The following is a 23193-nucleotide window of genomic DNA, read 5'->3' as shown; positions in this document are numbered from 1 at the left end:
GCTGTTCATGTCGAATTCCACTGTTGTCGTTGTTACCGGCGTGTCATCGGGTATCGGACGCGCCGCCGCCGAGAAGTTTGCCGGGCGGGGGTGCCGCGTATTTGGCACCGTGCGCAGCATCGCAAAAGCGGCGCCTATCACGGGAGTCGAGCTGCTCGAGATGGATGTTCGCAACGATGCTTCGGTCCTGGCTGGAATCCAGTTCGTCATCGATCGCGCGACGCGAATCGACGTGCTTGTCAACAATGCAGGAACGAGCATGATTGGCGCGGTCGAGGAAACGTCGGCCGCCGAGGCCTCGTCTCTGTTCGATACCAATGTATTCAGCATTCTGCGCACCACACAGGCTGTCCTCCCCCATATGCGGGTGCAACGCGGTGGAAGGATCGTCAATGTCAGTTCGGTGCTCGGGTTTCTCCCTGCGCCCTACATGGGACTCTATTCGGCGTCCAAGCATGCCGTGGAAGGGCTGACCGAAACCCTGGATCATGAGGTGCGCCAGTTCGGCATACGCGCATCGCTGGTCGAACCGACTTTTACCAGGACCAATCTCGACATCAATGCGCCCCAGGCGGGTTCGAAAATCGCCGACTATGACCGCGAGCGTGCCCTTGCGACGAGCGCAGTCGTGAACAGTGTCAAAAGCGCCCCCGAGCCCGATGGCGTGGCAAACACGATTGTCGAAGCGGCGCTTGGCGCCTGGCGTATGCGCCGCACGCCAGCCGGACAGGCATCGTTGCTGAGCAAGTTGCGCCGTTTCATGCCTGCTGGTCCGGTCGATGCAAGCCTGAGGACCACATTCGGACTTGGTTGAAGCGCTCGTCCACGCATCACATTGCGCACAAGGCGTTCACTTGCAGGCGGTGGCAAGCTCACTTCCCCTCACTTCACCGATGCTGCCCAACCTTCTGCCGCTTTTCGAGCACGCGCGCATACCAGGTCAGCGGAAAACACATCGCGAAGTAAATCAGCGCGACCATGCCGTAGATCGGAAACGGCCGGAACGCGGCATTGGTGATCATCGTGCCGGTCTTCGTCAGTTCGATGAAACCGATGATCGACGCGAGCGCGGTGCTCTTCACCACCTGCACGAGAAATCCGACGGTCGGTGCGACCGCGATCTTCAGTGCCTGCGGCCACACGATATAGCGCAGCTGCTGGCCGAACGTCATGCCGAGGCTCGCGCCCGCGGCCCACTGACCGCGCGGCACCGCTTCGACGCAGCCGCGCCAGATGTCGACCAGATACGCGCTCGTATAGAGCGTCAGCGTGACGGCCGCGGCGGCCCACGGCGACACGTCGATGCCGATGAGCGGCAAGCCGAAGAAAGCGAGAAAGAGCTGCATCAGCAGCGGCGTGCCCTGAAACACTTCCACGTACAGCACGACGATGCGCCGCAGCCAGGTAATCGGCGACACGCGCATCGCGAGCAGCACGAGCCCGACTATCCCGCCGCCGACGAACGCGATCAGCGACAGCAGCACGGTCCAGCGCGCGGCGAGCAGCAGATTGCGGGCGATATCCCATAGCGTGAATTCGACCATGATCAACGCTCCGTCGGCAGGGTGCGCGCGCCGCGCCACATCAGGCGGCTGCGCCAGTTGCGCGGCAAGCCGTGGTTGCCGCTACTGCTGTTGCTACCGCTGCTGAGGCCACGTGCCGCGCGGCCCGCGAACAGCCTACGGCCGAAGCGGTTCAACAACTGCCGCAACACGATCGACATCAGCAGATAGGCCGCCGTAATGATTACGTAGCTCTCGAACGAGCGGAAGTTGCGCGACTGGATGAAGTTCGCCGCATAGGTCAGGTCGGGCACCGAGATCTGCGACACGACGGCCGAGCCGAGCATCACGATCAGCACCTGGCCGAGCAGCGCGGGAAACACGTTGGCGAGCGCCTGCGGCAGCACGACGTGGCGGAACACCTGGCGCCCATGCAGGCCGAGCGCCTGCGCGGCCTGTACCTGGCCGCGCGAAATCGAATCGATGCCGGCGCGCACGATCTCGGTCGCGTACGCGCCGAGATTGACGGTCATCGCGAGAATCGCGGCCTGGATCTCGTCGATATGAATGCCGAGGCTCGGCAGGCCGAAAAAGACGAAGAACAGCTGCACCAGAAACGGCGTGTTGCGGATCAGCTCGACGTAGCTCGCGACCAGCCAGCGCGCCCACTTCGGTCCGGCCGCCGCAATGCTCGCGCCGGCGATACCGACGAGCCCGCCCGCCAGTGTCGACACGGCGGTGAGCCCGAGTGTCACGGCGGCGCCGCGCGCGAGCATCCCTGCGTAAAGGCCGAAGCCGCTGAAATCGAATGCGTAAGTCATGGCCTCGTGCCCATCGTAGGATCAGGTGGGGGCGCGGACTTCAGGAAACCACGCCACAGAGTTCAAAGATCGGCCGGCAGCGGCGCGCGCAGCCACTTCTGCGAAATCGCGTTCATCGTGCCGTCCTTGCGGGCCTTGGCAATCGTTTCGTCGACCTTCGCCTTCAGGCGCGGCTCGTTCTTGTTCAGACCGACGTGATCGGGCGAACTGAACAGCGCGAACTTCTGCTCCGGATCGTTCGCCGGATGCCGCGCGAGAATCGTCGCGCCGACGTCGTTGCCGACCACCATCAACTGTACCTGACCAGAAAGAAACGCCGAAATAGCGCCGTTCGGATCGTCGAAACGTTTGATGTTCGCCGACGGCGGCGCGATCTTCGTCACGCTCAGGTCTTCGAGCGTGCCGCGCGCGACCGAGATCGACTTGCCGGCGAGGTCGGCGGCCGTCTTCACCTGCAGCGACTTCGGGCCGAACACCGCGAGGTAGTACGGCGCATAGGGCTGCGAGAAATCGATCACTTTTTCGCGCTCGGGCGTCTGGCCGACCGACAGCAGCATGTCGGCCTTGTGGTCGGCGAGGAAAGCCATGCGATTGTCGCCGGTGACCGGCACCAGGTCCACCTTCGCATTGAGCGCCTTGCCGATCAGATCGGCGACGTCGATGTCGTAGCCGACCGGCTTCATGTCCGGACCGATCGAGCCGAACGGCGGATAGTCCTCGAACACGCCGATGCGCACGGTGCCGGACTTCGCGATGTCGTCGAGCGCGTCGGCATGCGCGGCCGACGGCAGCGCGGCAAGCGCGCCGAGTGCGGCCATCGCGAGCGTCGTGGCGAGCGTCGCGAACACGCGGCGGGTCGGTTGGAGAGCGGGGCGCTGGTTCATGGTTTGTTCCTCTGTCGTAATACGGTAGTGATTGAAGCAAATGTGTGTGATGGATTCGGGTATCAGGCGGCGCGCGCGGCGATCAATCTGCACGCGTGCGGCGGCAACTCGGCGAGCACCGCCATGCCGAGCGCGAGCCCGGGCGTTTCGCGCGGCGTGGTCGCGGCGGTCAGCGTGAAGCCAACGCAATCGATCGTCGCTTCGAGCGACGCGCCGACATCGCGAATGAACGTGACCGTGCCGGGCAGCCGGTTCGGGTTCGGTGCTTCCGTGGCCGCCTTCACGCAGACGTCCTCGGGCCGGATCAACAGGCGGATCGCGTCGCCGGCCGCAGCCGGTTGTCGCGCATCGGCGAGCGGCGTGCCCGGGTTCGGCGTCACCGCGATGCGCCGTCCGCCCGGCAGGCTCACGAGGCCCGCGCCGTCGTATCGCACCGGCAGGATGTTGCCGAGGCCGATGAAGTCGGCGACGAACTCGCTGACCGGATCGCGATAAATGTCGAGCGGTTTGCCGACCTGCGCGATGCGGCCTTTCTCCATCACGACGATTTCGTCGGCCATCGTCATCGCTTCGCGCTGGTCGTGCGTGACCATGATCGTCGTGATGCCGAGGCGTTGCTGCAGCAGGCGGATTTCGACCTGCATCGCTTCGCGTAGCTTCGCGTCGAGCGCGGACAGCGGTTCGTCGAGCAACAGCAGTTGCGGCTCCGAAGCGATCGCGCGCGCGATCGCGACGCGTTGGCGCTGGCCGCCCGACAGTTGCGTGACTGGCCGGTTCGCCATGTGCGGCAGTTGGATCAGTTCGAGCAGTTCGGCGACGCGGCGCGCTTGCCGGTCTTTCGCGACCTTGCGCAGCTTCAGCGGATACGCGACGTTCTGCGCGACCGTCATATGCGGGAACAGCGCGAGCGACTGGAACACCATGCCGAAGTCCCGGCGGTTGGCCGGCAGCCGCGTGATGTCGCGGCCGGCGAAATGGATGCTCCCCGAGCTCGGCGTTTCGAGCCCGGCGATCATCCGCAGCAGCGTGGTCTTACCGCAGCCGGACGGGCCGAGAAAGCACACCAGCTTGCCGTCGGGCACGCTCAGATCGACGTCGTCGACGGCATGCACGGCGCCGAAGCGCCGCGTGACGGCTTGCAAGGTCAGATGGGTCATCGCAGGCTCCAGCAGGGTGGCGGGTTCACAGTGCGACGCCTTCGTCGCCGATCAGCTTTTCGAGCAGCCAGATCAGCGCGAAGTCGATCGCGACGATAACCACGGCGAAACAGAACACGGTCGGATCGAGCGACGACACCGTACGGCTATAGAGCCAGACGGGAAGCGTCATCGTGTCGATGCCGTACAGAAAGAATGTCACCGTGAATTCGTTGAACGACACGATGAACGCGAACAGCATGCCGGCGAGAATGCCGGGGCGCATCAGCGGCAACACCACGTCGATCAGCGCGCGTCCGGGGCTCGCACCCATCACGAGCGCCGCTTCCTCGAACTCGGGGCCGATCGACGCGACCGACGCCGCGCAGTTCTTCACCGTGAACGGCAGCGCCAGAATCACGTGCGCGATGATAAGCCGGCCGACGCCAAGCTCGACCGGCAGCACGTTGAACACCAGCAGCAGCGACAGGCCGAGCATCACCAGCGGATAGACGAGCGGCAGCGCGACCAGTTGCTCGACCACCGGCTTGCCGCGAAAACGGTAGCGCGACAGCGCGTACGCGGCGGGCACGGAGACCAGCGTCGCGATCAGCATCGTCGCTAACGCGACGACGAGGCTCGTGGTCAGCGCGGCGCCCATCGACAGCGTATCGGTCGCGTCCGGTGACACGAAGCTGTGCCACGCCGCGCGATACCAGTGCAGGCTGTACGCATGCGGCGGGAATTCGAGCGTGTCGGCCGCGCTGAACGACATCGCGATCATCGTCAGGATCGGCAGCGCGGCGACAAACAGCACCACGCCCGCGACGAGCGCGGTCGCGCGGCCGAGCTGGCCGGGCATCGTCTGGGGCAGCCGCGGCAAGCGTGGCGAACCAGGTTCGGTGCGCGGCAGGCGCGAGGTCGGCAGCGGCGTGCTCATGCGTGAGGCTCCCTGGTCAGACGTTGGGTGCGGCGCACGAGTCGTTGCGACAGCGCCATCACGGCGAGCGTCGCGATCATCAGCACGACGCCGGAAGCGGACGCGGCCGGCCAGTTCAACAGCGGCGCGACCTGATCGTGCACCAGCACCGCGAGCATCGGCACGCGCCGGCCGCCGAGCAGCAGCGGCACCGCGAAGGCGCTGGCGTTGTAGGCGAACACCAGCAGCGCGCCCGACACGAGGCCGGGCATCGCGAGCGGCAGCAGCACGTGACGCAGCGTTTGCCAGCGCGTCGCGCCCAGAGTCGCGGCGGCTTCCTCGTACGAGATCGACACCGCGCGCATCGCGCTGGAAAGCGGCAGCACGGCGAGCGGAAACGCGGTCTGGATCAGCCCGAGCAGTACACCATGCTCGCGATACAGCCACATCACCGGACGCTCGACCAGTCCGCTCGCGAGCAGCGCGTGATTGAGCAGACCGGCCGGGCCGAGAATCACGAGCCAGCCATAGCCTTGCAGCAGCAGATTGACGAGCAGCGGCAGCAGCACACCCGCGAGCAGCAGCCGCCGCGCGAGCCGCGATGTCGTGCGCGCCATCGCGAGCGCGACCGGAATCGCGAGCACGACCGCGCACAGCATGCTCTGGAACGCGAGTCGCAGCGTCAGCCACAACGACTTAAGGAAGTAGCCGTCGAGCAGGTCCGCATAGTTCTGCAGCGTGAAGCTGCGCCATTCGTTGCCGGACGTGCCGAAGCTCATTCGCAGCACGACCAGCGCGGCCGCGCCGAGTATGGCCAGAAACAGCAGGATCGGCGCGAGCAGCAGCCAGGGCCGGGCTCTCGCGAGCATCGTTGCGCCAGCAGCGGGGTCGGTCACGGCAGTTGCAACAAAGGCGGAAGCGGTGGCGCCGGGCGTCGGGCCCGGCGCCGCTTCGTCCGGCATCATCGCGGCACGCCGCGAGAAGCGCGCGAGCATCGTGGTTACGCCGAGAAGATTTCGGTGTAGCGCTTGATCCACGCCGGCTGCACGACGGCGAGCGCCTTGTCGTCATGCAGCACGGCTTTTTCGGCGATCTGTTGCGGGCTCGGCACGAACGCGCGGCTTTCGGCCGGAATCATCGCTTTCGAATTGACCGGGCCGTTCAGCACGTCGGCGGCCATGCGGCCTTGCACGCCGGCATCGAGCGAATGATTGATGAACGCGTGGATCAGGTCGGTGTCGCCCGGATGCGCTTTCGGGATCACCGTGAACATCAGTTGCGTCGCGAAGCCTTCCTTCATGCCGTAGGTCACACCCATCTTGTACTCGGGCTTGCGGATCTGGTCCGGGAAAAACGCCGGCGAGTAGATGCCGCCGATATCGAGCGAACCGGTGCGGAACAGGTCGGCCACCTGGTTCGGGTTCTCGCCGAGCGTCATCACGTGGTCTTTCAGCTGCGCGAGCTTCTTGAAGCCGGGCTCGATGTTCTGCTGCGAGCCGCCGTTCATTTTCGCTGCGATGATCGCGAGATCGACCGCTTCGGCCCACTCGGGCGGCGGCAGGAATACGCGGCCGGCGTATTTCGGATCCCACAGCGCCTCGTACGACGAAGGCGGGGTCTTGACTGTCGCGGTGTTGTAGATGAGGCCGTCGGACCACAGCAGATAGCCGACGCCGAAGCCGTTCGCGCCGGTGCGGTATGGCGGCGCGACTTCCTTGAGATTCGGCAGGCGGTCGAGGTCGGGCTTCATCAGCAGGCCCGCGTCGGCGAGGCCGGATGCGCCGACGCCCGCGAGCGTGATCACGTCGTAGGTCGGGCGATCGCCGCTCGCCTTGACTTTGGCGACCATGCCGGAGGTGCCGTCGGCGCGGTCGGCGATGACCTTCGCGCCGGTCTTCGCGGTGAATGTCGCGGCGATGTTGCGCAGCGCGGCCGTGCCGGTATCGTCCGACCACGTCAGGATGCGCAGCGTCTTGCCGCTGAAGTTGTGCTCCTGTGCGCGCAGATTGAGGAACGGCATCGGCAGTGCGGATGCCGCGAGCGCCGTACCGATTGTCTTGATGGCCTGCCTTCTACCTCGTTTGATCTGCTGCATGACGGTCTCCTGTGTTGAACGCCCGTTGCCCATGATTCGCCGTGACCGCTGCCGGATATACCGCGAGTGGATGCACTGTAGGTTTGCCAAAATCACCCAACAATCGAAATATGCGCATGGATGGCATGACGTACGCTCATGGCTTGCCGCCCGCGAACCCAGCGGCAAGCGGTTTGGCGACGCGGCCGGAAGCTACGGGCGATGGCGTATGCGGGTTAACGTCCATATCTGGCTGAGGAATCCCGGCGTGCGCCGAGGTATGAGGAAAGCTCGGTTCTGGTGCGGTTGCTGAAGGCTTTTCGCACTACCGCGGTGCGACGTTCGCCAGGCGCGCACCTTGCCACGCGCGCCATGAGCCGAACGCATGCGGGTTTGCCCACGCACCGGCTCGTGCGCGCGGGGCCGATCGCGTATGCTGTGGGGTTGACTGCAGGGCGGCGGCGGGCGCTGCTCCAGCCACGCAATGATTTTTTCTGATCCTGGACATCCGATGCGACGCCTACCGCCGCTGAACGCGCTGCAGATCTTCGAAACCGTCGCGCGCCATCGCAGCTTCACGCGTGCCGCCGATCACCTTTGCCTGACGCAAGGCGCGGTCAGTCGGCAGATCATCGCGCTCGAGGAGTACTACAAGTTTCCGCTGTTCAAGCGGCACGCAAAGGGGCTGACGCTGACCGCCGAGGGCGAAATGCTGCTGCCGGCGGTCAAGGAGAGCTTCGCGCGGATCGAGGAAATGTCGCTGCGCTTGACGAGGCAGCGCACCGATCTCGCGCTCAAGGTGCCGACCTGCGTGATGCGTTGGATGCTGCCGAAGATCATGCGCTTCCAGTCCGACTATCCCGATCTGCACGTGCAGATCACGACCACCTGGCAGCACGACGTCGATTTCCAGAGCGAGCCGTTCGACGCGGCGATCATCTATGGTTCGTCGCCCGGTGCGGACGTGCAGGCGGTGTCGCTGTTCGAGGAACGTCTGACGCCGGTCTGCACGCCCGAGCTGCTAAAGGACAAGCCGCTCGCGCAGGTCGCCGATCTCGCGCGCCACACGCTGCTGCATCCGACGCGCGATCATCGCGACTGGAGGATGTGGCTCGCAAAAATCGCGGAAACCGATGCGGCGGGCGCCGCCACGATCGACGCGGAACTCGGCCCGAGCTTCGATACGCTCGACATGGCGACCAACGCCGCCGCGCAGGGCTTCGGCGTCGCGATCAGCGATCTCGCGCTGATCGACGAGGACGTCGCCGCCCGGCGCCTCGTGCGGCCGTTCGATACCGTGCTGAAGACCGGCTGGCGTTATTACTTCGTGTATCCGGACGCGGTCGCGCAACAGCAGAAGCTGAATCTGTTCCGCGACTGGATCGCCGAGCATTGGGAAGACTGAGGCGGCGTCCGCCTGCGCCGGATACGGCATCGCATCACGGCGCGAACGACAGAAACAGATAGGCCGCGAACAGCGATAGATGCACCGCGCCTTGCAGAATCGTCGTGCGTCCGGTGCTGAGCGTCAGCGTCGCGACCACCAGTGTGAGTGCGAGCAGCACCATGTCCTTGCCGTCGATGCCGAGCACGATGGGCTGACCGATGTACAGGAACACGCCGGCGACGGTGGGAATGGTCAGGCCGATACTCGCCAGCGACGAGCCGAGCGCGAGGTTCAGGCTGGTCTGCAGACGATCGGCGCGCGCCGCGCGCAGCGCCGCAAACGCTTCCGGCAACAGCACGAGCGACGCAATCACGATCCCGACCACCGCCGGCGGCGCGCCCGCGCTCAGCACCGCGGATTCGACCACGGGCGACAGCACTTTCGCGAGCAGCACGACCGCGACGAGGCTCACGAGCAGCAGCACGCCGCTGACGGCTGCGAGGCGCGCGCCCGGTGGCTCCGCATGGACGTCTTCGTCGGGCACGCCGGCGAGGAAGTAGTCGCGATGGCGCACCGTCTGCACGAACACGAACACGCAGTACAACACCAACGACGACACACCGGCAAACGCGAGCTGCGACGCCGACAGGACCGGCCCGGGGCTGGTGGTCGTGAAATTCGGCATCACGAGCGTCAGCACCGACAGCGACGCGAGCACCGCCAGCGCGGCCGCCGCGCCGCGGCTCTGAAAGTCCTGTTCCCGATGGCGGATGCCGCCAACCAGCAGACACAGCCCGACGAGCCCGTTGCAGACGATCATCACCGCCGCGAAAACCGTATCGCGCGCGAGGCCGGCTTTCTCGGGCCCGGACGTCAGCATCACCGAGACAATCAGAGCCACCTCGATCACCGTGACGGCGACCGCGAGAACCAGCGTGCCGAACGGCTCGCCGACGCGATGCGCGACCACTTCGGCATGATGGACGGCGGCGAACACGGCCGCGCATAGCGACACGCCGACCAGCGCGAGCAGCAGTGCGTTGCCTGGGATTGCGTAGGCGGCCCCGAGCACGATCCAGCTAAGGATCGGCGCGCCGACGGTCCAGCGGGGCAAGACAGTCGCGGGTGAAGTCATGCGGGCTTCCTTTCGGTGCGCGTGCCGGTTGAAGTAATGTCTTAACGACAGGCGTTAAGCCATTAAATGATAAGGGCGGAGGGCGACGGCGGAGGGTGGGACCGGTGAGGGAACTGGCGTCGGGCGAGGGTTTCGTCGTCGACGCCAGCTTGCTGCTTTTACCGCAACTTCTTCAGCTGTTCGACCCGCTTACTGGCCGATCGCGCGGATCGTCAGTGCGCTCTTCACCGACGTCACGCCTGCCACGCCCTGAGCAGCGTTCGTCGCGAGTTCGATCTGGGCTTGTTCCGGCACAGAGCCTTCCAGCGTGACGGCGCCGTCGCGTGCGCGCACGGTGATGTTGCCGACGGTCACGCCCTTCGTACGCGCGAGCGCGGCGCGGACTTTGCGCTGCAACGCGCGGTTGGCCGCGCGGGTCTGCTTGGCGCTCGGCGTCGTTGCCGCCGGCGCTGCGGACGTGGCCGCCTCGCTGCTCTGCGCGTACGCATTGAGGGAAGCGAGAACGACCAGCGCGCCGCCGATCATCTTGATTGCCGAGAATGCTTTCATTCAACCATCTCCTGTTGTCGTAGGAACATCGATCCCCGGATGGGGCATTTTTTCACCAGCGGGTACAGCGGGATGCAATGCGAATTGAACGGTTACAGCAGTCGTGCGAACGCTTGCGGCCGAAACATGCAAACGGCCGTGTGACCGGCCGGAAGCACACGATACAACAATTAGTGCCATGTTAACTTCGATGGCGGAGAAAATGAGGCTTCGGCACAACGAATCTGCCGATCTGCCTTTTCAGGATCGATTTCAGGAAACCAGCGCATGCGAAACGAGCCTCTTCCCATCCGCCCGTTGCGCCGCGACGATCTGCCGGTCGACACGGTCGAGCTCGCGCGCTTCATGGTCGGCAAATACCTCGTGCACGATCTGCCCGAAGGACGCCTCAGCGGACGCATCGTCGAGACCGAGGCCTATCCGCTCGGCGATTCGACGAGCCATGCGTTCACGGGACGCCGTCCGTACAACGGGTCGATGTTCCTCGCGCGCGGTCATGCGTATGTGCGGCTGACCGTTGCGCCGCGAATACCTCGTGCACGATCTGCCCGAAGGACGCCTCAGCGGACGCATCGTCGAGACCGAGGCCTATCCGCTCGGCGATTCGACGAGCCATGCGTTCACGGGACGCCGTCCGTACAACGGGTCGATGTTCCTCGCGCGCGGTCATGCGTATGTGCGGCTGACCTACGGGGTCTCGTACATGCTGAACATGTCATCGGAAGCGGAGGAGGTCGGCGCCGGCATCCTGCTGCGCGCGATCGAACCGCTCGAAGGACTCCCGCTGATCGAAGCGCGCCGTCCCGGCGTGCCGCTGCGCGATCTCGCGCGCGGACCCGGCCGGCTGACGGTGGCGTTCGGCATCGGGCAGGCGTTCGACGGCCGCGATCTGTGTACGGGACAGGGGCTATGGATCGGCGTGATCGAGACCGGCGACGCACCGATCGGCGTGACGACGCGCATTGGTCTGTCGCGGGAGATGCACCGGCCGTTGCGATTTTTCGAGCCGGGCAGCTCGTTCGTCAGCGGACCGCGCAAGCTACTGACGATTCCGCATTCGGGCGCATGACAGCGGCCACGCGCGTACGTCAATTCAGACGTCTCCGCGGGCATGGAGCGGATTTTTCTTAGCCCACACGTATTTTGGAAACATCAGACGCAAAGGTTACGATCCCGACAATTGTTACGGGAAAATCATGCTAACCGACGCGTTCGACGATGTTCCCCGTCATTATTGCGAATGAAACAATTTTCTATCTCGCAATTAAGGGTTTTCCCTTGGCGATGCGGTGACTAGACTGAACTTATGCGGTGCACCCCACGGTGTCCGCGGTGCAGATAAAACCACATTGGAGGGAAGTCATCATGAAATCGCTGATCAAGGCAGTTGCTATTGCAGCCGTTCTCGCCGCGCCGGTCATGTCGTTCGCGCAGTCGAGCCAGCAGCCGGTTACCCGCGCGGAAGTCCGCAGCGAACTGATCCAAGTGGAGCACGCGGGCTACAACCCGGCGACATCGAGCGACCCGAATTATCCAGCCGACATCCAGGCCGCCGAACAGCGCGTGCAAGCGCAAAATCCGGCTGTCGCGCAAACCCGCCCGACCGCTGACACGAGCGGTTACGGTGCGCCGATGAGCGGGTCGTCGCAAGCGGGCAGCATGACGCAGCCGATGAGCGGCGCGAAGAGCGTCTATTTCGGTAACTAATTTCGGTAACCAAGCAGGCACCACGACGCTGTGTGCGCTTCTTTTGACGGCGCACACAGCGTTTCTCACCTGGTACTGTTTTCAATCGAGCGTGCCGCACCGATGCGTCCGCGAGCGTGTCTTCCGTGCGCGCGTTGCGTTCCTCTTTCCGAAGGAACCTCCGCTGCCGCAAGGTAGCTTGGCCCAAGCTTTTCGAGGTTTGGGCTTTTTTTGCATCCGCTCCCGCAACGACGATCGATACGCTGTCGATCAGCGAACGCCGCGCTCCATCTCAGGGCCGTTCGCCGTGAATGCGTTCGCCGTGAATGTAGAACTCGAGTTGCTGGATCGTGAACTGCTGTTCCGCGATGATGTCCTTCACGAGGTCTCCGATCGACACCATGCCGATCAGCCGCTCGTTGTCGATGACCGGCAGGTGACGCATGCGCCGCTCGGTCATCAGCGCCATGCAGTCTTCGGTCGTCTGGTCGGGGCGAACGAAGCGCACCGCCTTGCTCATGATGTCGCGCACCGGCGTCGCCTTCGACGACCGGTCCATCAGCACTATCTTGCGCGCGTAGTCGCGCTCCGTGACGATGCCGGCGATGCTATCGCCGTCGGTCACCACCAGCGCGCCGATGCCTTTCTCGGCCATCAACCGGATCGCCTCGTAGACGGAATCGTCGGCGCCGATCGTGTAGACCTCGGAGGGGTTCGGTTTCGTTTTAAGAAGCTGTGCAACGCTTGTCATGGAGCGGCTCCGTTTCGCAGTGCAGCACGCCGAAGTGGCGCGCTGTCGTGAGGGACAGGCGGTTCAAGTATAGGCGCGACCTGCGCCCGCGGTACACCGGGAATACCTGGGGCACGCCGGACGATGCGCGCTGGATTGGCGCGTTTCGCGCGGTTGCTGTCGTGTCCCGTGTTCCGTGTGTCGTGCTGGTGTCGTGTGTGTGCTTGCGGGGGCTGGTTGCGGGGGCAGCGTCCCGTGGCCGCGAAGGGGCATCCGCGTGCGGCATGCCGATTAGCGGTAAACTCGCAGTCCACACCTTATCCCCGGCTCGCCCGGGTTCATGCCAGCACCATTGTTCAACGCCATGCTCACGTCTCAGGATTCATCGCCCGCAGCGGACGGCGCCGTCACCGGCGAATGCGTCGTGCTCGACGCCACCGCCACGCTGCCCACGCGCTACGGCACGTTCACTTCCTATGTGTTTCGCGTGGTCGACAGCGGCGCCGAACATCTCGCGCTCGTGATGGGTGAGGTCGCCAACCAGTCGTCCGTGCTGACGCGCCTGCATTCGGAGTGTCTGACGGGCGACGTGCTCGGCTCCTATCGCTGCGACTGCGGCGAGCAGCTCGATCTCGCGCTGCGTTATATCGCGGCCGAGGGTTGCGGCGTGTTGCTGTATCTGCGCGGCCACGAAGGACGCGGCATCGGCCTGTCGAACAAGATCCGCGCGTATGCGCTGCAGGAGCAGGGGCGCGATACCGTCGAAGCCAACCTCGATCTCGGTCTGCCCGACGATTCGCGCGAATACGATTCGGCCGCGGGCATTCTGCGCACGCTGAAGGTCACGTCGGTGCGGCTGATGAGCAACAATCCGGAGAAGTTCGACACGCTGTCGAAGCACGGTATTCCGGTGTGCGAGCGAGTCGCGCTGGCGATTCCGATGCGCGAGGAGAACGAGCGGTATATCCGTACGAAGCAGCTGAAGTTCGGGCATTACTTCGACGAGAACGAATAGCGCGAAGCCGGGATCTGTCTGCGGTCTCCCAAGGAGAGCCAAAGTAGTCCGCAAGTGGTTGAAAATAAAACAGAAAGAACTCCTATTGGCGGCGCCAGTCGGCACATCGACGCTTGTCTCCGTATGTCTAAACTTGCAACGTCGGCGTAGGTTTTTTTCGGCGTTGCCAAGGAAACCTACGCCGGATATTCTTCCCTCAGAAAAACCTACGCCGAGGGAAGAATGCGCTTCGATGCACGTGCCGCAGCCACACTGCCGAGCGGCGATCACATGACCTTTGATGGATTTCCCGGACTGCGCTTGCAAGCGTCTACGAGCCGGAAATCGTGGACGTATCGCTACAAGTCACCGGTCGATAGCCGCATGCGGCAAGTGAAGCTCGGTGAATGGCCAGCAATGTCGTTTGCCGGAGCCATCGCCGCGTGGGAGAAGAGCCGCGTCGAGAGAGACTCGGGCGCCGAGCTTTCCGCACTGCGTCGAATGACGGAAGCAGAGGCTACTCGTCCATCACCGAACAATTACACCGTCGAACAACTGTGCCGCGACTATCTGCGGGGGCATGTAGAAGTCAACCGGAAGACCAAAGGTGCAGTCGAGGTCGCACGTATCTTCAAAGCGATGTTAGGGCCTATCGCGGATAAGCCTGCGGCTACCATCACGCGCGCCGCGGCTTTCGATCTGCTCGAATCATATCGGTCGACTCCAGTGCTCGCAGCTCGCCTTCGCATGGAGCTTGGCGGTGCCTGGCACTACGCGCTCGATGCTGGTCGTCTTCCTGAAAACACCGCTAACTGGTGGAAGGAAGTTCTAAGAGGGCGACTGAAGAGCAAAGGGCGCAAGGTCGAGGGCCAATATACCGGGACACAAAAGAGGGTGCTCTCGGTAGAGGAACTGAGCACATTGATGCGATGGCTGCCGAATTTCAGCTTGACTGTCGCCGATGCATTGACGCTCTACCTGTGGACTGGCACAAGAGGGGGCGAGATTGTCGCTATGGAGAGCACCGAGATCGCCGACGAAAGCGATGGTCTTTGGTGGACGATTCCCAAACAAAAGACAAAGGGCCTTAATAACGAGAAAGCAACGGATCTGCGAGTGCCGCTCGTGGGCCGCGCCGAAGTAATTGTGCGGCGACGGCTCGATCAGGCAAAGGGGACGGTTCTGTTTCCTTCGGCGCGTGGGAAGACGATGGGCCAGACCGTGGTCCAGCACGGCGTCTACTATCATCAGCCGTACTGCAAAATCGCACCGAACCATGATCGCCCGCGACTACCCGTGACGCATTGGTCCGCCCACGATCTTCGACGCACGACCCGCACACTGCTTGCAACACTTGGTTGTCCGAACGAAATCGCCGAGGCCGTCCTCGGTCATGTCCAGCCTGGAATCATCGGTATCTATAACCGGCATACCTACGATAGAGAGCGGCGCGAGTGGCTCACGAAACTGTCGCATCGCTTGGAAGAGATCGCGGCGACATATCCTCCAAGGAAGTAACACGGTCTCTATGCCGGTCTTCGACGCAGGGCAAAATTGCTTGCTGGTGGTTAGACGATGTTGCGCGAGTAAATATGCGACGTCGCGGCGGGCGCTTCAACGGCTCGAGTCCTTCCTGCGGCCGCCGTGCACCTCTCGTGGATTCCGATCGAACAATTTCACAAACCGCTATCAACGGGTATGGGCTGGCGATCAGTCTGGAAATGCGGTGAACAGCGCGAGCCTTCGTTCTTCCAACGCAGCCCGACGAAAGTGAAGCGCCGTTGAACATCGAAATAAGAAGGATCAACGCCAGGAAACGAGCGTTAAGCAGTTTTCGACCTGGCGTCGTGTAGCGTATGGTATTTCCCGGTAGTCTCGGGAAGCGCCTCATTTGGCAATTGGGCGGGAAAATGGCATTTTTGTTTCTCCGGTGCGTTTGCTACACCTAACGCCGCGTATTAAGTTTTGAAGTACACCAAGCGCAAAGATGAATCGCCGCACATCGTCAGTTCGGTCCTATTGACGGTAGTCAAGATCCAACGGAAACCGACGAAGGCTAAGCCGCCATGAAAATCTGTCTCTCTCTGAAAGAAGTGGCTCAGGCCCTCTCTCTGTCACCGTCGACCGTACAGCAACTGGTTCGCGAGAAAACGTTTCCAGAGCCACGGTTGCTATCGGGGCGGAGGATAGGGTGGCTCGCACGTGAGGTTCAGTACTGGGCTGACACACGCCCAGTCGCTAAGCTCCTGCCGCCAGAAAATTCAGGTGCTAAGAAGAGGCAGGTTGCTCGAAAATGTTGACGATATGCGTCGTAAATCGTGACACGTCCGGTTGCCGGCTGCCAAGCCAAGGGCGTGAGCGCAAATTCGTCGTTTGTTTTGTAGATGGCACTCGCCGGGGATGGGACAGATGGGGGTCGCCGATCTGCGCCGAAACGCTGCGCGGGCACGCGGGTCCGCCAACCTTGCGACGGGCAGGAATCACCCATGGCTCGTCGCCTCAGCCTCGCAAGCGCTTTCGAATGCTGCCGGGCGAACCTGAGAGCAGATAAGCATTGAAGCGTCTTTCGGGGGAGCGCAGGGGCGGGACTCTCGCGGTTTCCCGCGAAAGCGTTGCATGGCACCCACCCACCCCGTGTCCGATCCGTGTCCAAAAATCGCTAACTTCGCATCGAACCTGAAGGAAAAGCGGTTCTTGGCCGGAACTGAGACGGCGGTGCGATCCAGGCGGTCGTCCTCACGATACTCTTGACGCGATGAACAGCGCCTCATCTGCCGACCAGTGTCGTGCCATCGCAGCATGGTTTGCTCGACCTCGAACTAGCCGAGCGCGATCCGCTTATCCATGGCCGTCGTACGAGACCTTTGCCGCTGGGCTCAGGAGAGGACTCGAATGTGAAGTTCAAGTGTTTGATTTAAAATCAAAAAGATAGTCGATTTATGGCGTATATGCGCACTTGACTTGTATACGCAAAAATGTTGGATCCCACAGGACGCTATTCCGTCCCGGGTGGCTCCGCACGCCGCGACGGCGAACAGACTCTTCAGCTCGGGGAAAGGCGCGCTGGACATTGGTCTCTCCGACGATATCGTCGCGGCCACGCTTCTGTCCCGCGACGGCGAAGTCGTGCGCAAGTCATAAAGGTGACGTTGCCCGTCGAGTACTACCACGTCGTCTTCACGCTACCCGCCGCCATCAGCGCGATCGCCTGGTACAACAAGACCGTCATCTATGGGCTGCTGTTCGACATCGCTGCCGACACGCTGCGCACGATCGCCGCCAATCCCCGCCACCTCGGAGCCCAGATAGGTGCCACGCTCGTGCTGCACACCTGGGGCTCGGCGCTCACGCATCATCCGCACGTACACGGCATCGTCCCTGGCGGGGGCTGTCGTCCGACGGCGGGCGCTGGATTGCCTGCCGTCCCGGCTTCTTCCTGCCGGTGCGCGTGCTCTCGCGCCTGTTCCGGCGTCGCTTCCTTGAAGCGCTCACCGATACCCACCGGCGCGGCCAGCTGCAGTTCTTTGGCGAGTATGCGGCGCTCGCCGATCGCGCCGCCTTTGCGCAGTGGCTGGCACCGCTGCGGACCTGCGAGTGGTTTGTGTACGCCAAGCGCCCCTTTGCGGGACCTGAAGCGGTGCTCGCCTACCTGTCGCGCTACACGCACCGCGTGGCCATCTCCAACCAGCGTCTGCTCGCCCTTGATGAGCGCGGCGTGACGTTCCGCTGGAAGGATTACCGTGCGACGGGGCGCACACGCTACAAGACCATGACGCTGCAGGCCAGCGAGTTCATGCGCCGTTTCTGCCTCATGTGCTGCCCGCAGGCTTCCACCGCATCCGCCTTTACGGACTGCTCGCCAATCCGGTGCGCCGCGCGAATCTCGCGAAGGTGCGCGACCTGCTGCACGTCGCGCCGCGGTTCGACCCGCCATCCGACGACTCCGTCATCCAGGCCCAACCTACCTTCATATGCCGGCACTGCGGTGCCCCGATGATCATCATCGATATCATCGCGCGCACTGCACCCATTCGGGCACCACCAATGTCGCGGGGCGCAACATGAACGCTACGGTTCTGTGCTTACCAGACCAACGTCGGCTTTGCGGCAACGCGGCCTACGAGCGGACGTTTGCGCATGGCGCCTCATGGCGTCTCAGGCACATCCACTTCACGCTCGCCATCGCGCAAATGGACCCCATCGTCCAGGTGCCTAGGCCAGTCCAGCCTCACGTTTTGACCATCTTGCCCGGGCACGGCTGAGGATGCCGGGCTATCAATCGCCATAGCCATGCAAGCTTCCGACCTCCACGGACCACTCCGCGGTTTCCTCCCTCGAGGCTTAATCGACGCCTGCCCGCACGCGCCGCAGCACGCGCGCAGCCATGTGAATGAGGGCAGGCGTCGATTAATCCTTAACGCGTGCCGCCCCTCGACGTCAGGCAGCAGCCGGCCAGTTGCAGCCTTTCATGCTTTCGCTTCGGCGGACACTCATGCGTCTCTTTCGCGCAAGTTTCGGCCTTTCAATGGCCTACCTTTAACACTCGGCGAAAATCAACGAGGCGTGTAAGAGAACTTCTGGCCGCCAACGCTTGCCTCGTACATCAGCCCACCCTTGGCCACTGTAAACACAGCTATGCCTTTTCGATAGGCGCCTGTCGTTTTGGCATCTTTCTTGCCGCCACTTACGTTAGTAGACGTGCCCGTCGTGCCTGCCTGCGCGCCAGCCGCCGCAGTGATCGCGATCGCGTTGGCATCTGCGCCGAATTCAAAGTTACCATTGGTGAATTCTTTGAGGGCTCGTTCATCCTCGAACAAAATGAGTTCACTGTACACTTGGCCGCCAAGTTGCAAGCCCACAGTGACCTGAGTCATCGATGTATCGCCGATACGTTTCCCTTTCTCATAGACGCGACCCTTCCCATGGGCACCGCCTATACCGACCCCTCCCTTGCCAATCTTCGGAAACACAGCATAACCATAGGCACTATGCAGAAGACTGCCGCTTTCTCCCGCGTTCTTGAATAGGTTGAGGGTGTCCGTATATTCGTCGGCCCGAGCAGCAGAAATAGGCAACATCAGTAGGACCGTGAGCATCAATATCAGACGTTTGAGCATGATATGTTCTCCATGGATTGATCGCGTTCAAGCACTGCCGTGACATACCCCCCACCCATTATTGTCGATCATGCCAGCGGCAGCAAAAATACTTTGCAGGATCGCTCCGGCGTGTAGCGATTCACAGAGCGCAGGATCGTCGTGTGCATCGGCGATAGACCGCGCTCCGCCATCGTCAAACGCTAGAATCGGTTCGCCTCGCCGGGTTGATGTCGTGGCGACCGGGGCTGCGCACCAGGCTGCCGGATCGGGCTGCACGATCTGGCCGGTGACGAGCCAGTCGAACCGATGACGGATCGCCGCGAGGCGATCCCGGGCGCCCGTTTCAAGGCCGAAACGATCCGTGCACACTTGCCAACGACCGTAGTCCCTTCCGAGCGGCCGTAGAGGTTTATTGGCATCGTATGACTGAGTCACGCCCTGAGGTGGTCCGTCAAGTTTTTTTGAACGGGAGCCTGTTCTTCCGAAGCCCTCCCGGGTTGACCTGCACGTTGCTGGCCCGGCGAGTTGCCCACCGCCGGCCAGCGTCATGGTCGTAGCACGCGACCCGCTGGCCGGCCGTGGACAACTCGCGACATCACGTCAAATCGAAGCCCCCCGACCCGGAACGAGCTGCGTAACCGTCGACCGGAAAGGGTTACCCGGAAGCCCGAGGTGCTGGAGGAGTGACGAACCACGCTTCCTGAGGGCGTTGAGGTAGACGCTCTCGTCGTACCGTGTTCCGGTCTGCCAGCAGCGGTAGAGGATCCGTGTCCACTTGAACGCCAACGCCCTGACGGCGGCCTGATACGAACTGCCCTTCGCACGCTGTTGCCGATAATAGGCGCCCGCCCAGAACGATTTGTTGATGGTCTGGTCCGCCCATTCAACGAAGGTCTGGCGCAGGAATGTCGGGCACTGCCAGCGCCAGTGCACCCAGCACTTCTTGCCGCTGCGTTCGGTGACCGGCGCGATGCCGGAGTACTTCGGCAGTTCATCAGCGCCCCTGAAGCGGTCACGTTGCTCGCCGAATGCAGCCAGCAGACGAGGCGTCAGATGCCGGACCTGCGCCGGGCAAGCTGTCAAACAGGTCGAAGTCGGGCAGCGTTCGTGTGACTGCCGCGATTTCCTTATCGAACACGTCGATCGCAGCGAGCGCTGTGCGCAGTTGCGCCATCAACGTCAGCGCGAGCAACCGGTGAGGTGCAACGATACCGGGATCGCCAGTCAGCGACACAGCGCAACGGATCGATTCCAGACGTCCCTCGATCAGTCTGGCCCGGCGACAGTTGTGCGCATGGAAGAACGTTTCAAGGGTCTTTCTGTTCGCGCGCCTGATTGCTGGCAGAGTTGGCCAGCGGGTCAGGAAATCACAAAACAGCACCGTGTCGATGTCCTCGAACCATTCCAGGGCTTGAGGGTAATACTGCTTGAGTGCGCTGGTTAGCCGGTTAGTGAACCGGGTCTTGTCGCCAACCAGTTTCACGACGCTGTTCGATCAGGCTCAGCACGGAACGCATGCCGGCGCTCTACGGCCGGAGCGGGGCAAACCGCTCCGGATGGCGCAGCAGCAGGTCGAGTGCCAGTTCGGCATCGGTAGGATCGTCCTTGGCCCGGCTCGGCTCGAACGCCTCGCGGTACTGCGCGAGCATTGCGGGGTTGATCGGGAACAGTGTGACGAACGCATGTTTCTGCAACACAGAGACGATCGGCCCTCTGGCCAGCTCAAGCGCGATCGCGATGGGACCACCAAAGCGCTGATATAACGCCTTTGCCCATTCATCAATGCGTGTAACCTGGTGAGGGATGCAGTCGAACTCGCGCCTGTCGTCGCCAGCCTGCTGCAGGCAGATGTCATGTTTGGTATCGGCCCAGTCGATGCCGACGAAAGCCTTGAATTGCTGGTTCGATAGCGGTGCCATGTGAACCTCAGCAAGTGATAGATTCCCCGGTAGGGACATGCATGCTTGCGTTCAGCGAAGGCAATATAGTGAGCCGGTGCGACGGCGAACCCTGAGTATTCGTTATCGAGCGCAAGCGCACCCGTGGACTCGAAGCTAACTCGGCAATCGTCCAGCGTTTGGGTCGACTTATTCGTAGTCCACGGGTGCATGTTCCGCCTGCATTGGCAGCTCGCTGCCAGTCCCACCAGTATCGATCAAAGCGGGACGGACTATCTATAAAGGGTCGGTTCCGGACGCCTGGCGTACGAAAAAAACCGAATCTTAAAGGCCCCGCAACGCGGGAGGACGAGCACAAAGGAGCGTGTGACGAGGGCCTTGAGGCGAGCCCGTGGCGCGCCTGTGTCTGTATTGTAAAGAATACGAAAGAAAATTCGTAAAGGTTGTGGCGCCGTTTTAACCCGGTTTAACACAACTTCCTCGCAAAGCCTTACCAAGCAAGGCCTCAACGAGGTTCAAATCCTCTCGCCCCGACCAATAGATATAAGGCTCTCATGGCTTCGGCTCTGAGAGCCTCTTTCGTTTGGGGCCAATTTTGCCCCCACGTTTGCCCCCACACGACGACCGGCTCTCGCGGGAACGGAGTGGAATTTTGGGTAGCGTTGAGGGGCCGGCCGCGTTCGTTGCTCACGAGCTTGAGGCTCGTATATCAATGCGCGAACTGTGCCAGCGACAACCTGTTTATCGGTAAGGCAGTCCCATTTCTGACGGCTTGGGGGCTGCTAGCCGTCCAAATGTGGGTCGGCGGAGCAGCAGTTCGTTCGCTTAGGAAAACCAGAGATGCGTGTTGGATACTGGCGCGGCCTATCGATACCTGCCCGAGGGAACCTCTATGAGCGGATGCGGTTGCAGCTTATGGGTCGAAGAGGACACTGCAAGATGGATCGCGGCTCAAATCGAAACATCGATCAGGCTCCGATGGGGGTGTCCGGAATTTTGTGTAAACGGGTTGAGGTTTAACCCGGCACCAGCCGCTCTTCGAACTGGATCGTGAAGCGGTTCAGTGCAGCCTTCCAGTCGCGGATCGGCATCGTCCACTTCTTGCTGATGTTGTTCAGGGCCAGGTAAAACAGCTTGGTGACGGCCTCATCGGTTGGGAACGAGCTGCGGGTCTTGATCACCTTGCGCAGGCTCATGTTGATCGATTCTATGGCATTCGTGGTGTCCCCCAAGGGGACTTCCTCCGGGCGTAAATCACCTTCCTGATCTCCGGCGGGTAATCGAAGAACGGAATCACACGTGCCCAGTTGCGTCGCCAGCTCTGTCCGATGGACGGATAGTCCTTGTCCCACCTGGCCTCGAAGGCGCCCAGCATCTGTTCGGCCGGTTCGAGGGTCGATGAAGTGTAGATCGTCTTCAGGTCGGCGGCGACTTCCTGCTGCATTTTCCACGGCACGAAGTTCAGACTGTTGCGCACCATATCACCATATGCACGATGCACAGTTGCACGGCCGCTTTTGGGTAGACCGCTTCGATGGCTTCAGGAAAGCCTTTAAGCCCGTCGACGCAGGCGATAAAGATGTCCTGCACGCCGCGCGTCTTCAGCTCAGTGACCACCTGCAGCCAGAACTTGGCCCCCTCGGTCTGGGCGATCCACAGGCCCAGGACTTCCTTGTGGCCGGCCATGTTCACGCCGATGGCCAGGTACACCGCCTTGGTCCGCACCGCGCCGCTGTCGCGCACTTTGACGTGAACGCAGTCGAGATAGACAATCGGATAGAGCGCGTCGAGCGCACGGGCCTGCCAGACCTTCACCTCATCACTGACGGCGTCAGTGACCGCCGAGATCAGCGTCGGCGAGACCTCCGTGCCGTACATTTCTTCCAGGTGCCCCTGGATATAGCGCACGCTCAGGCCACGCGCATACAGCGAAATGATCTTGTCGTCGAAGCCCGTCCAGCGCGTCGGATGGCGCTCCACCAGCTTCGGCTCGAACGCCCCCTGACGGTCGCGCGGGATGTTGAGCGGCAACTCGCCAAACTCCCCCTGCAGCGTCTTGGCGCTATGACCATTACGGGTGTTGCCCGTGGCATTGGTCACCGCTTCGCTCTTGCCATGGTCCAGGTGCTCGGACATCTCCGTCTCTAACGCACGCTCCACCAGCATCTTGGTAAGCTGCTTGAGCAGGCCGTTCTCGCCTATCAGGTCTTCCGGCTGCTGGTAATTCGCCAGCAGGCTGTCTGCCAGCTTGACGAGTTCAGGATCGGGTTTCTCTCTTTTATTGCGTTTCGGGCCTGCTGCGTCTGTGAGACAAAGGGTGACGCTTTGCTCTTACAGGCACGGTGAATCCTGGGGCTCTTGACTATTGACTACTGGCGC

18 protein-coding genes and 4 pseudogenes are annotated in these 23193 nt (G+C 62.5%); 9 read left to right on the top strand and 13 right to left on the bottom strand.

The genetic code is table 11. From position 1 onward, the window contains the following. Nucleotides 1–7: 7 nt before the first annotated feature. Nucleotides 8–814, top strand: coding sequence for an oxidoreductase (locus tag OKW43_RS00775; protein WP_187637839.1), 807 nt, complete (start codon nt 8–10; stop codon nt 812–814). Nucleotides 815–887: 73 nt separating this feature from the next. On the opposite strand, the gene OKW43_RS00770 is transcribed toward OKW43_RS00775, so the two are convergent. From OKW43_RS00770 to OKW43_RS00740, 7 genes are all read right to left on the bottom strand, one after another. Continuing rightward, on the bottom strand, nt 888–1544 hold the full coding sequence (locus OKW43_RS00770; protein ID WP_187637838.1) for an amino acid ABC transporter permease: 657 nt from the start codon (nt 1542–1544) through the stop codon (nt 888–890). A 2-nt stretch (nt 1545–1546) separates the two neighbouring features. Further along, a complete protein-coding gene (locus OKW43_RS00765; RefSeq protein ID WP_187637837.1) occupies nt 1547–2323 on the bottom strand; it encodes an amino acid ABC transporter permease in 777 nt (258 codons plus the stop codon). Nucleotides 2324–2385: 62 nt separating this feature from the next. Next, nucleotides 2386–3207, bottom strand: coding sequence for a transporter substrate-binding domain-containing protein (locus tag OKW43_RS00760; RefSeq protein WP_187637836.1), 822 nt, complete (start codon nt 3205–3207; stop codon nt 2386–2388). A 62-nt stretch (nt 3208–3269) separates the two neighbouring features. Continuing rightward, a complete protein-coding gene (locus OKW43_RS00755) occupies nt 3270–4364 on the bottom strand; it encodes an ABC transporter ATP-binding protein (RefSeq protein WP_187637835.1) in 1095 nt (364 codons plus the stop codon). Between the two features lie 25 nt (nt 4365–4389). Then, nucleotides 4390–5283, bottom strand: a complete 894-nt coding sequence (locus OKW43_RS00750; RefSeq protein ID WP_429444578.1) for an ABC transporter permease — start codon at nt 5281–5283, stop codon at nt 4390–4392. Further along, on the bottom strand, nt 5280–6257 hold the full coding sequence (locus OKW43_RS00745) for an ABC transporter permease (protein WP_429447283.1): 978 nt from the start codon (nt 6255–6257) through the stop codon (nt 5280–5282). The genes OKW43_RS00750 and OKW43_RS00745 overlap by 4 nt, the downstream gene beginning before the upstream one ends. 5 nt (nt 6258–6262) lie before the next feature. Further along, nucleotides 6263–7357 carry an ABC transporter substrate-binding protein gene (locus OKW43_RS00740; RefSeq protein ID WP_187637833.1) on the bottom strand — a complete coding sequence of 365 codons (1095 nt, stop codon included), beginning with the start codon at nt 7355–7357 and terminating at the stop codon, nt 6263–6265. Between the two features lie 490 nt (nt 7358–7847). Between OKW43_RS00740 and OKW43_RS00735 the strand changes: the two genes are divergently transcribed. After that, nucleotides 7848–8741, top strand: coding sequence for a LysR substrate-binding domain-containing protein (locus OKW43_RS00735; RefSeq protein WP_187637832.1), 894 nt, complete (start codon nt 7848–7850; stop codon nt 8739–8741). Nucleotides 8742–8775: 34 nt separating this feature from the next. On the opposite strand, the gene OKW43_RS00730 is transcribed toward OKW43_RS00735, so the two are convergent. Both OKW43_RS00730 and OKW43_RS00725 read right to left on the bottom strand, forming a co-directional pair. Next, the gene (locus tag OKW43_RS00730) at nt 8776–9858 is read right to left on the bottom strand and encodes a calcium:proton antiporter (RefSeq protein ID WP_429444575.1); all 1083 of its coding nucleotides are present in this window, start codon (nt 9856–9858) and stop codon (nt 8776–8778) included. A 189-nt stretch (nt 9859–10047) separates the two neighbouring features. Next, nucleotides 10048–10407 carry a BON domain-containing protein gene (locus OKW43_RS00725; RefSeq protein ID WP_429444573.1) on the bottom strand — a complete coding sequence of 120 codons (360 nt, stop codon included), beginning with the start codon at nt 10405–10407 and terminating at the stop codon, nt 10048–10050. A gap of 267 nt (nt 10408–10674) precedes the next feature. On the opposite strand from OKW43_RS00725, the pseudogene OKW43_RS00720 reads away from it, so the two are divergent. The 3 genes and pseudogenes from OKW43_RS00720 to OKW43_RS00710 form a co-directional block, all read left to right on the top strand. Then, nucleotides 10675–10860 (top strand): annotated as a pseudogene (locus OKW43_RS00720) (DNA-3-methyladenine glycosylase); the annotation flags it as partial. A 64-nt stretch (nt 10861–10924) separates the two neighbouring features. After that, nucleotides 10925–11476, top strand: coding sequence for a DNA-3-methyladenine glycosylase (locus OKW43_RS00715; protein WP_429444571.1), 552 nt, complete (start codon nt 10925–10927; stop codon nt 11474–11476). 296 nt (nt 11477–11772) lie between these two features. Further along, nucleotides 11773–12114 (top strand): DUF4148 domain-containing protein, encoded by a 342-nt coding sequence (locus OKW43_RS00710; protein ID WP_429444569.1) that lies wholly within the window; start codon nt 11773–11775, stop codon nt 12112–12114. Between the two features lie 271 nt (nt 12115–12385). On the opposite strand, the gene OKW43_RS00705 is transcribed toward OKW43_RS00710, so the two are convergent. After that, the gene (locus OKW43_RS00705) at nt 12386–12844 is read right to left on the bottom strand and encodes a CBS domain-containing protein (RefSeq protein ID WP_187637827.1); all 459 of its coding nucleotides are present in this window, start codon (nt 12842–12844) and stop codon (nt 12386–12388) included. A gap of 343 nt (nt 12845–13187) precedes the next feature. On the opposite strand from OKW43_RS00705, the gene ribA reads away from it, so the two are divergent. The 4 genes and pseudogenes from ribA to OKW43_RS00685 form a co-directional block, all read left to right on the top strand. Beyond that, a complete protein-coding gene (gene ribA, locus OKW43_RS00700; protein ID WP_187637864.1) occupies nt 13188–13838 on the top strand; it encodes a GTP cyclohydrolase II in 651 nt (216 codons plus the stop codon). Between the two features lie 222 nt (nt 13839–14060). Beyond that, nucleotides 14061–15335 (top strand): tyrosine-type recombinase/integrase, encoded by a 1275-nt coding sequence (locus tag OKW43_RS00695; protein WP_429444566.1) that lies wholly within the window; start codon nt 14061–14063, stop codon nt 15333–15335. Between the two features lie 548 nt (nt 15336–15883). Continuing rightward, entirely contained in the window at nt 15884–16117 is a 234-nt protein-coding gene (locus OKW43_RS00690; RefSeq protein WP_018420897.1) for a helix-turn-helix transcriptional regulator, read from the top strand. Nucleotides 16118–16966: 849 nt separating this feature from the next. Beyond that, a pseudogene (locus OKW43_RS00685) lies at nt 16967–17882 on the top strand (IS91 family transposase); the annotation flags it as partial. Nucleotides 17883–18370: 488 nt separating this feature from the next. Here OKW43_RS00685 and OKW43_RS00680 read toward each other — a convergent pair. From OKW43_RS00680 to OKW43_RS00670, 3 genes and pseudogenes are all read right to left on the bottom strand, one after another. Beyond that, nucleotides 18371–18934 (bottom strand): YSC84-related protein, encoded by a 564-nt coding sequence (locus tag OKW43_RS00680; RefSeq protein ID WP_187639377.1) that lies wholly within the window; start codon nt 18932–18934, stop codon nt 18371–18373. Nucleotides 18935–19516: 582 nt separating this feature from the next. Continuing rightward, a pseudogene (locus tag OKW43_RS00675) lies at nt 19517–20835 on the bottom strand (IS110 family transposase). A 995-nt stretch (nt 20836–21830) separates the two neighbouring features. Continuing rightward, nucleotides 21831–23061: pseudogene (locus OKW43_RS00670) on the bottom strand (IS256 family transposase). Between the last annotated feature and the right edge of the window lie 132 nt (nt 23062–23193).

Source organism: Paraburkholderia sp. WC7.3g (assembly GCF_050436345.1).
Classification (GTDB): domain Bacteria; phylum Pseudomonadota; class Gammaproteobacteria; order Burkholderiales; family Burkholderiaceae; genus Paraburkholderia; species Paraburkholderia podalyriae.
This window is presented reverse-complemented; position numbering and strand designations above follow the sequence as displayed.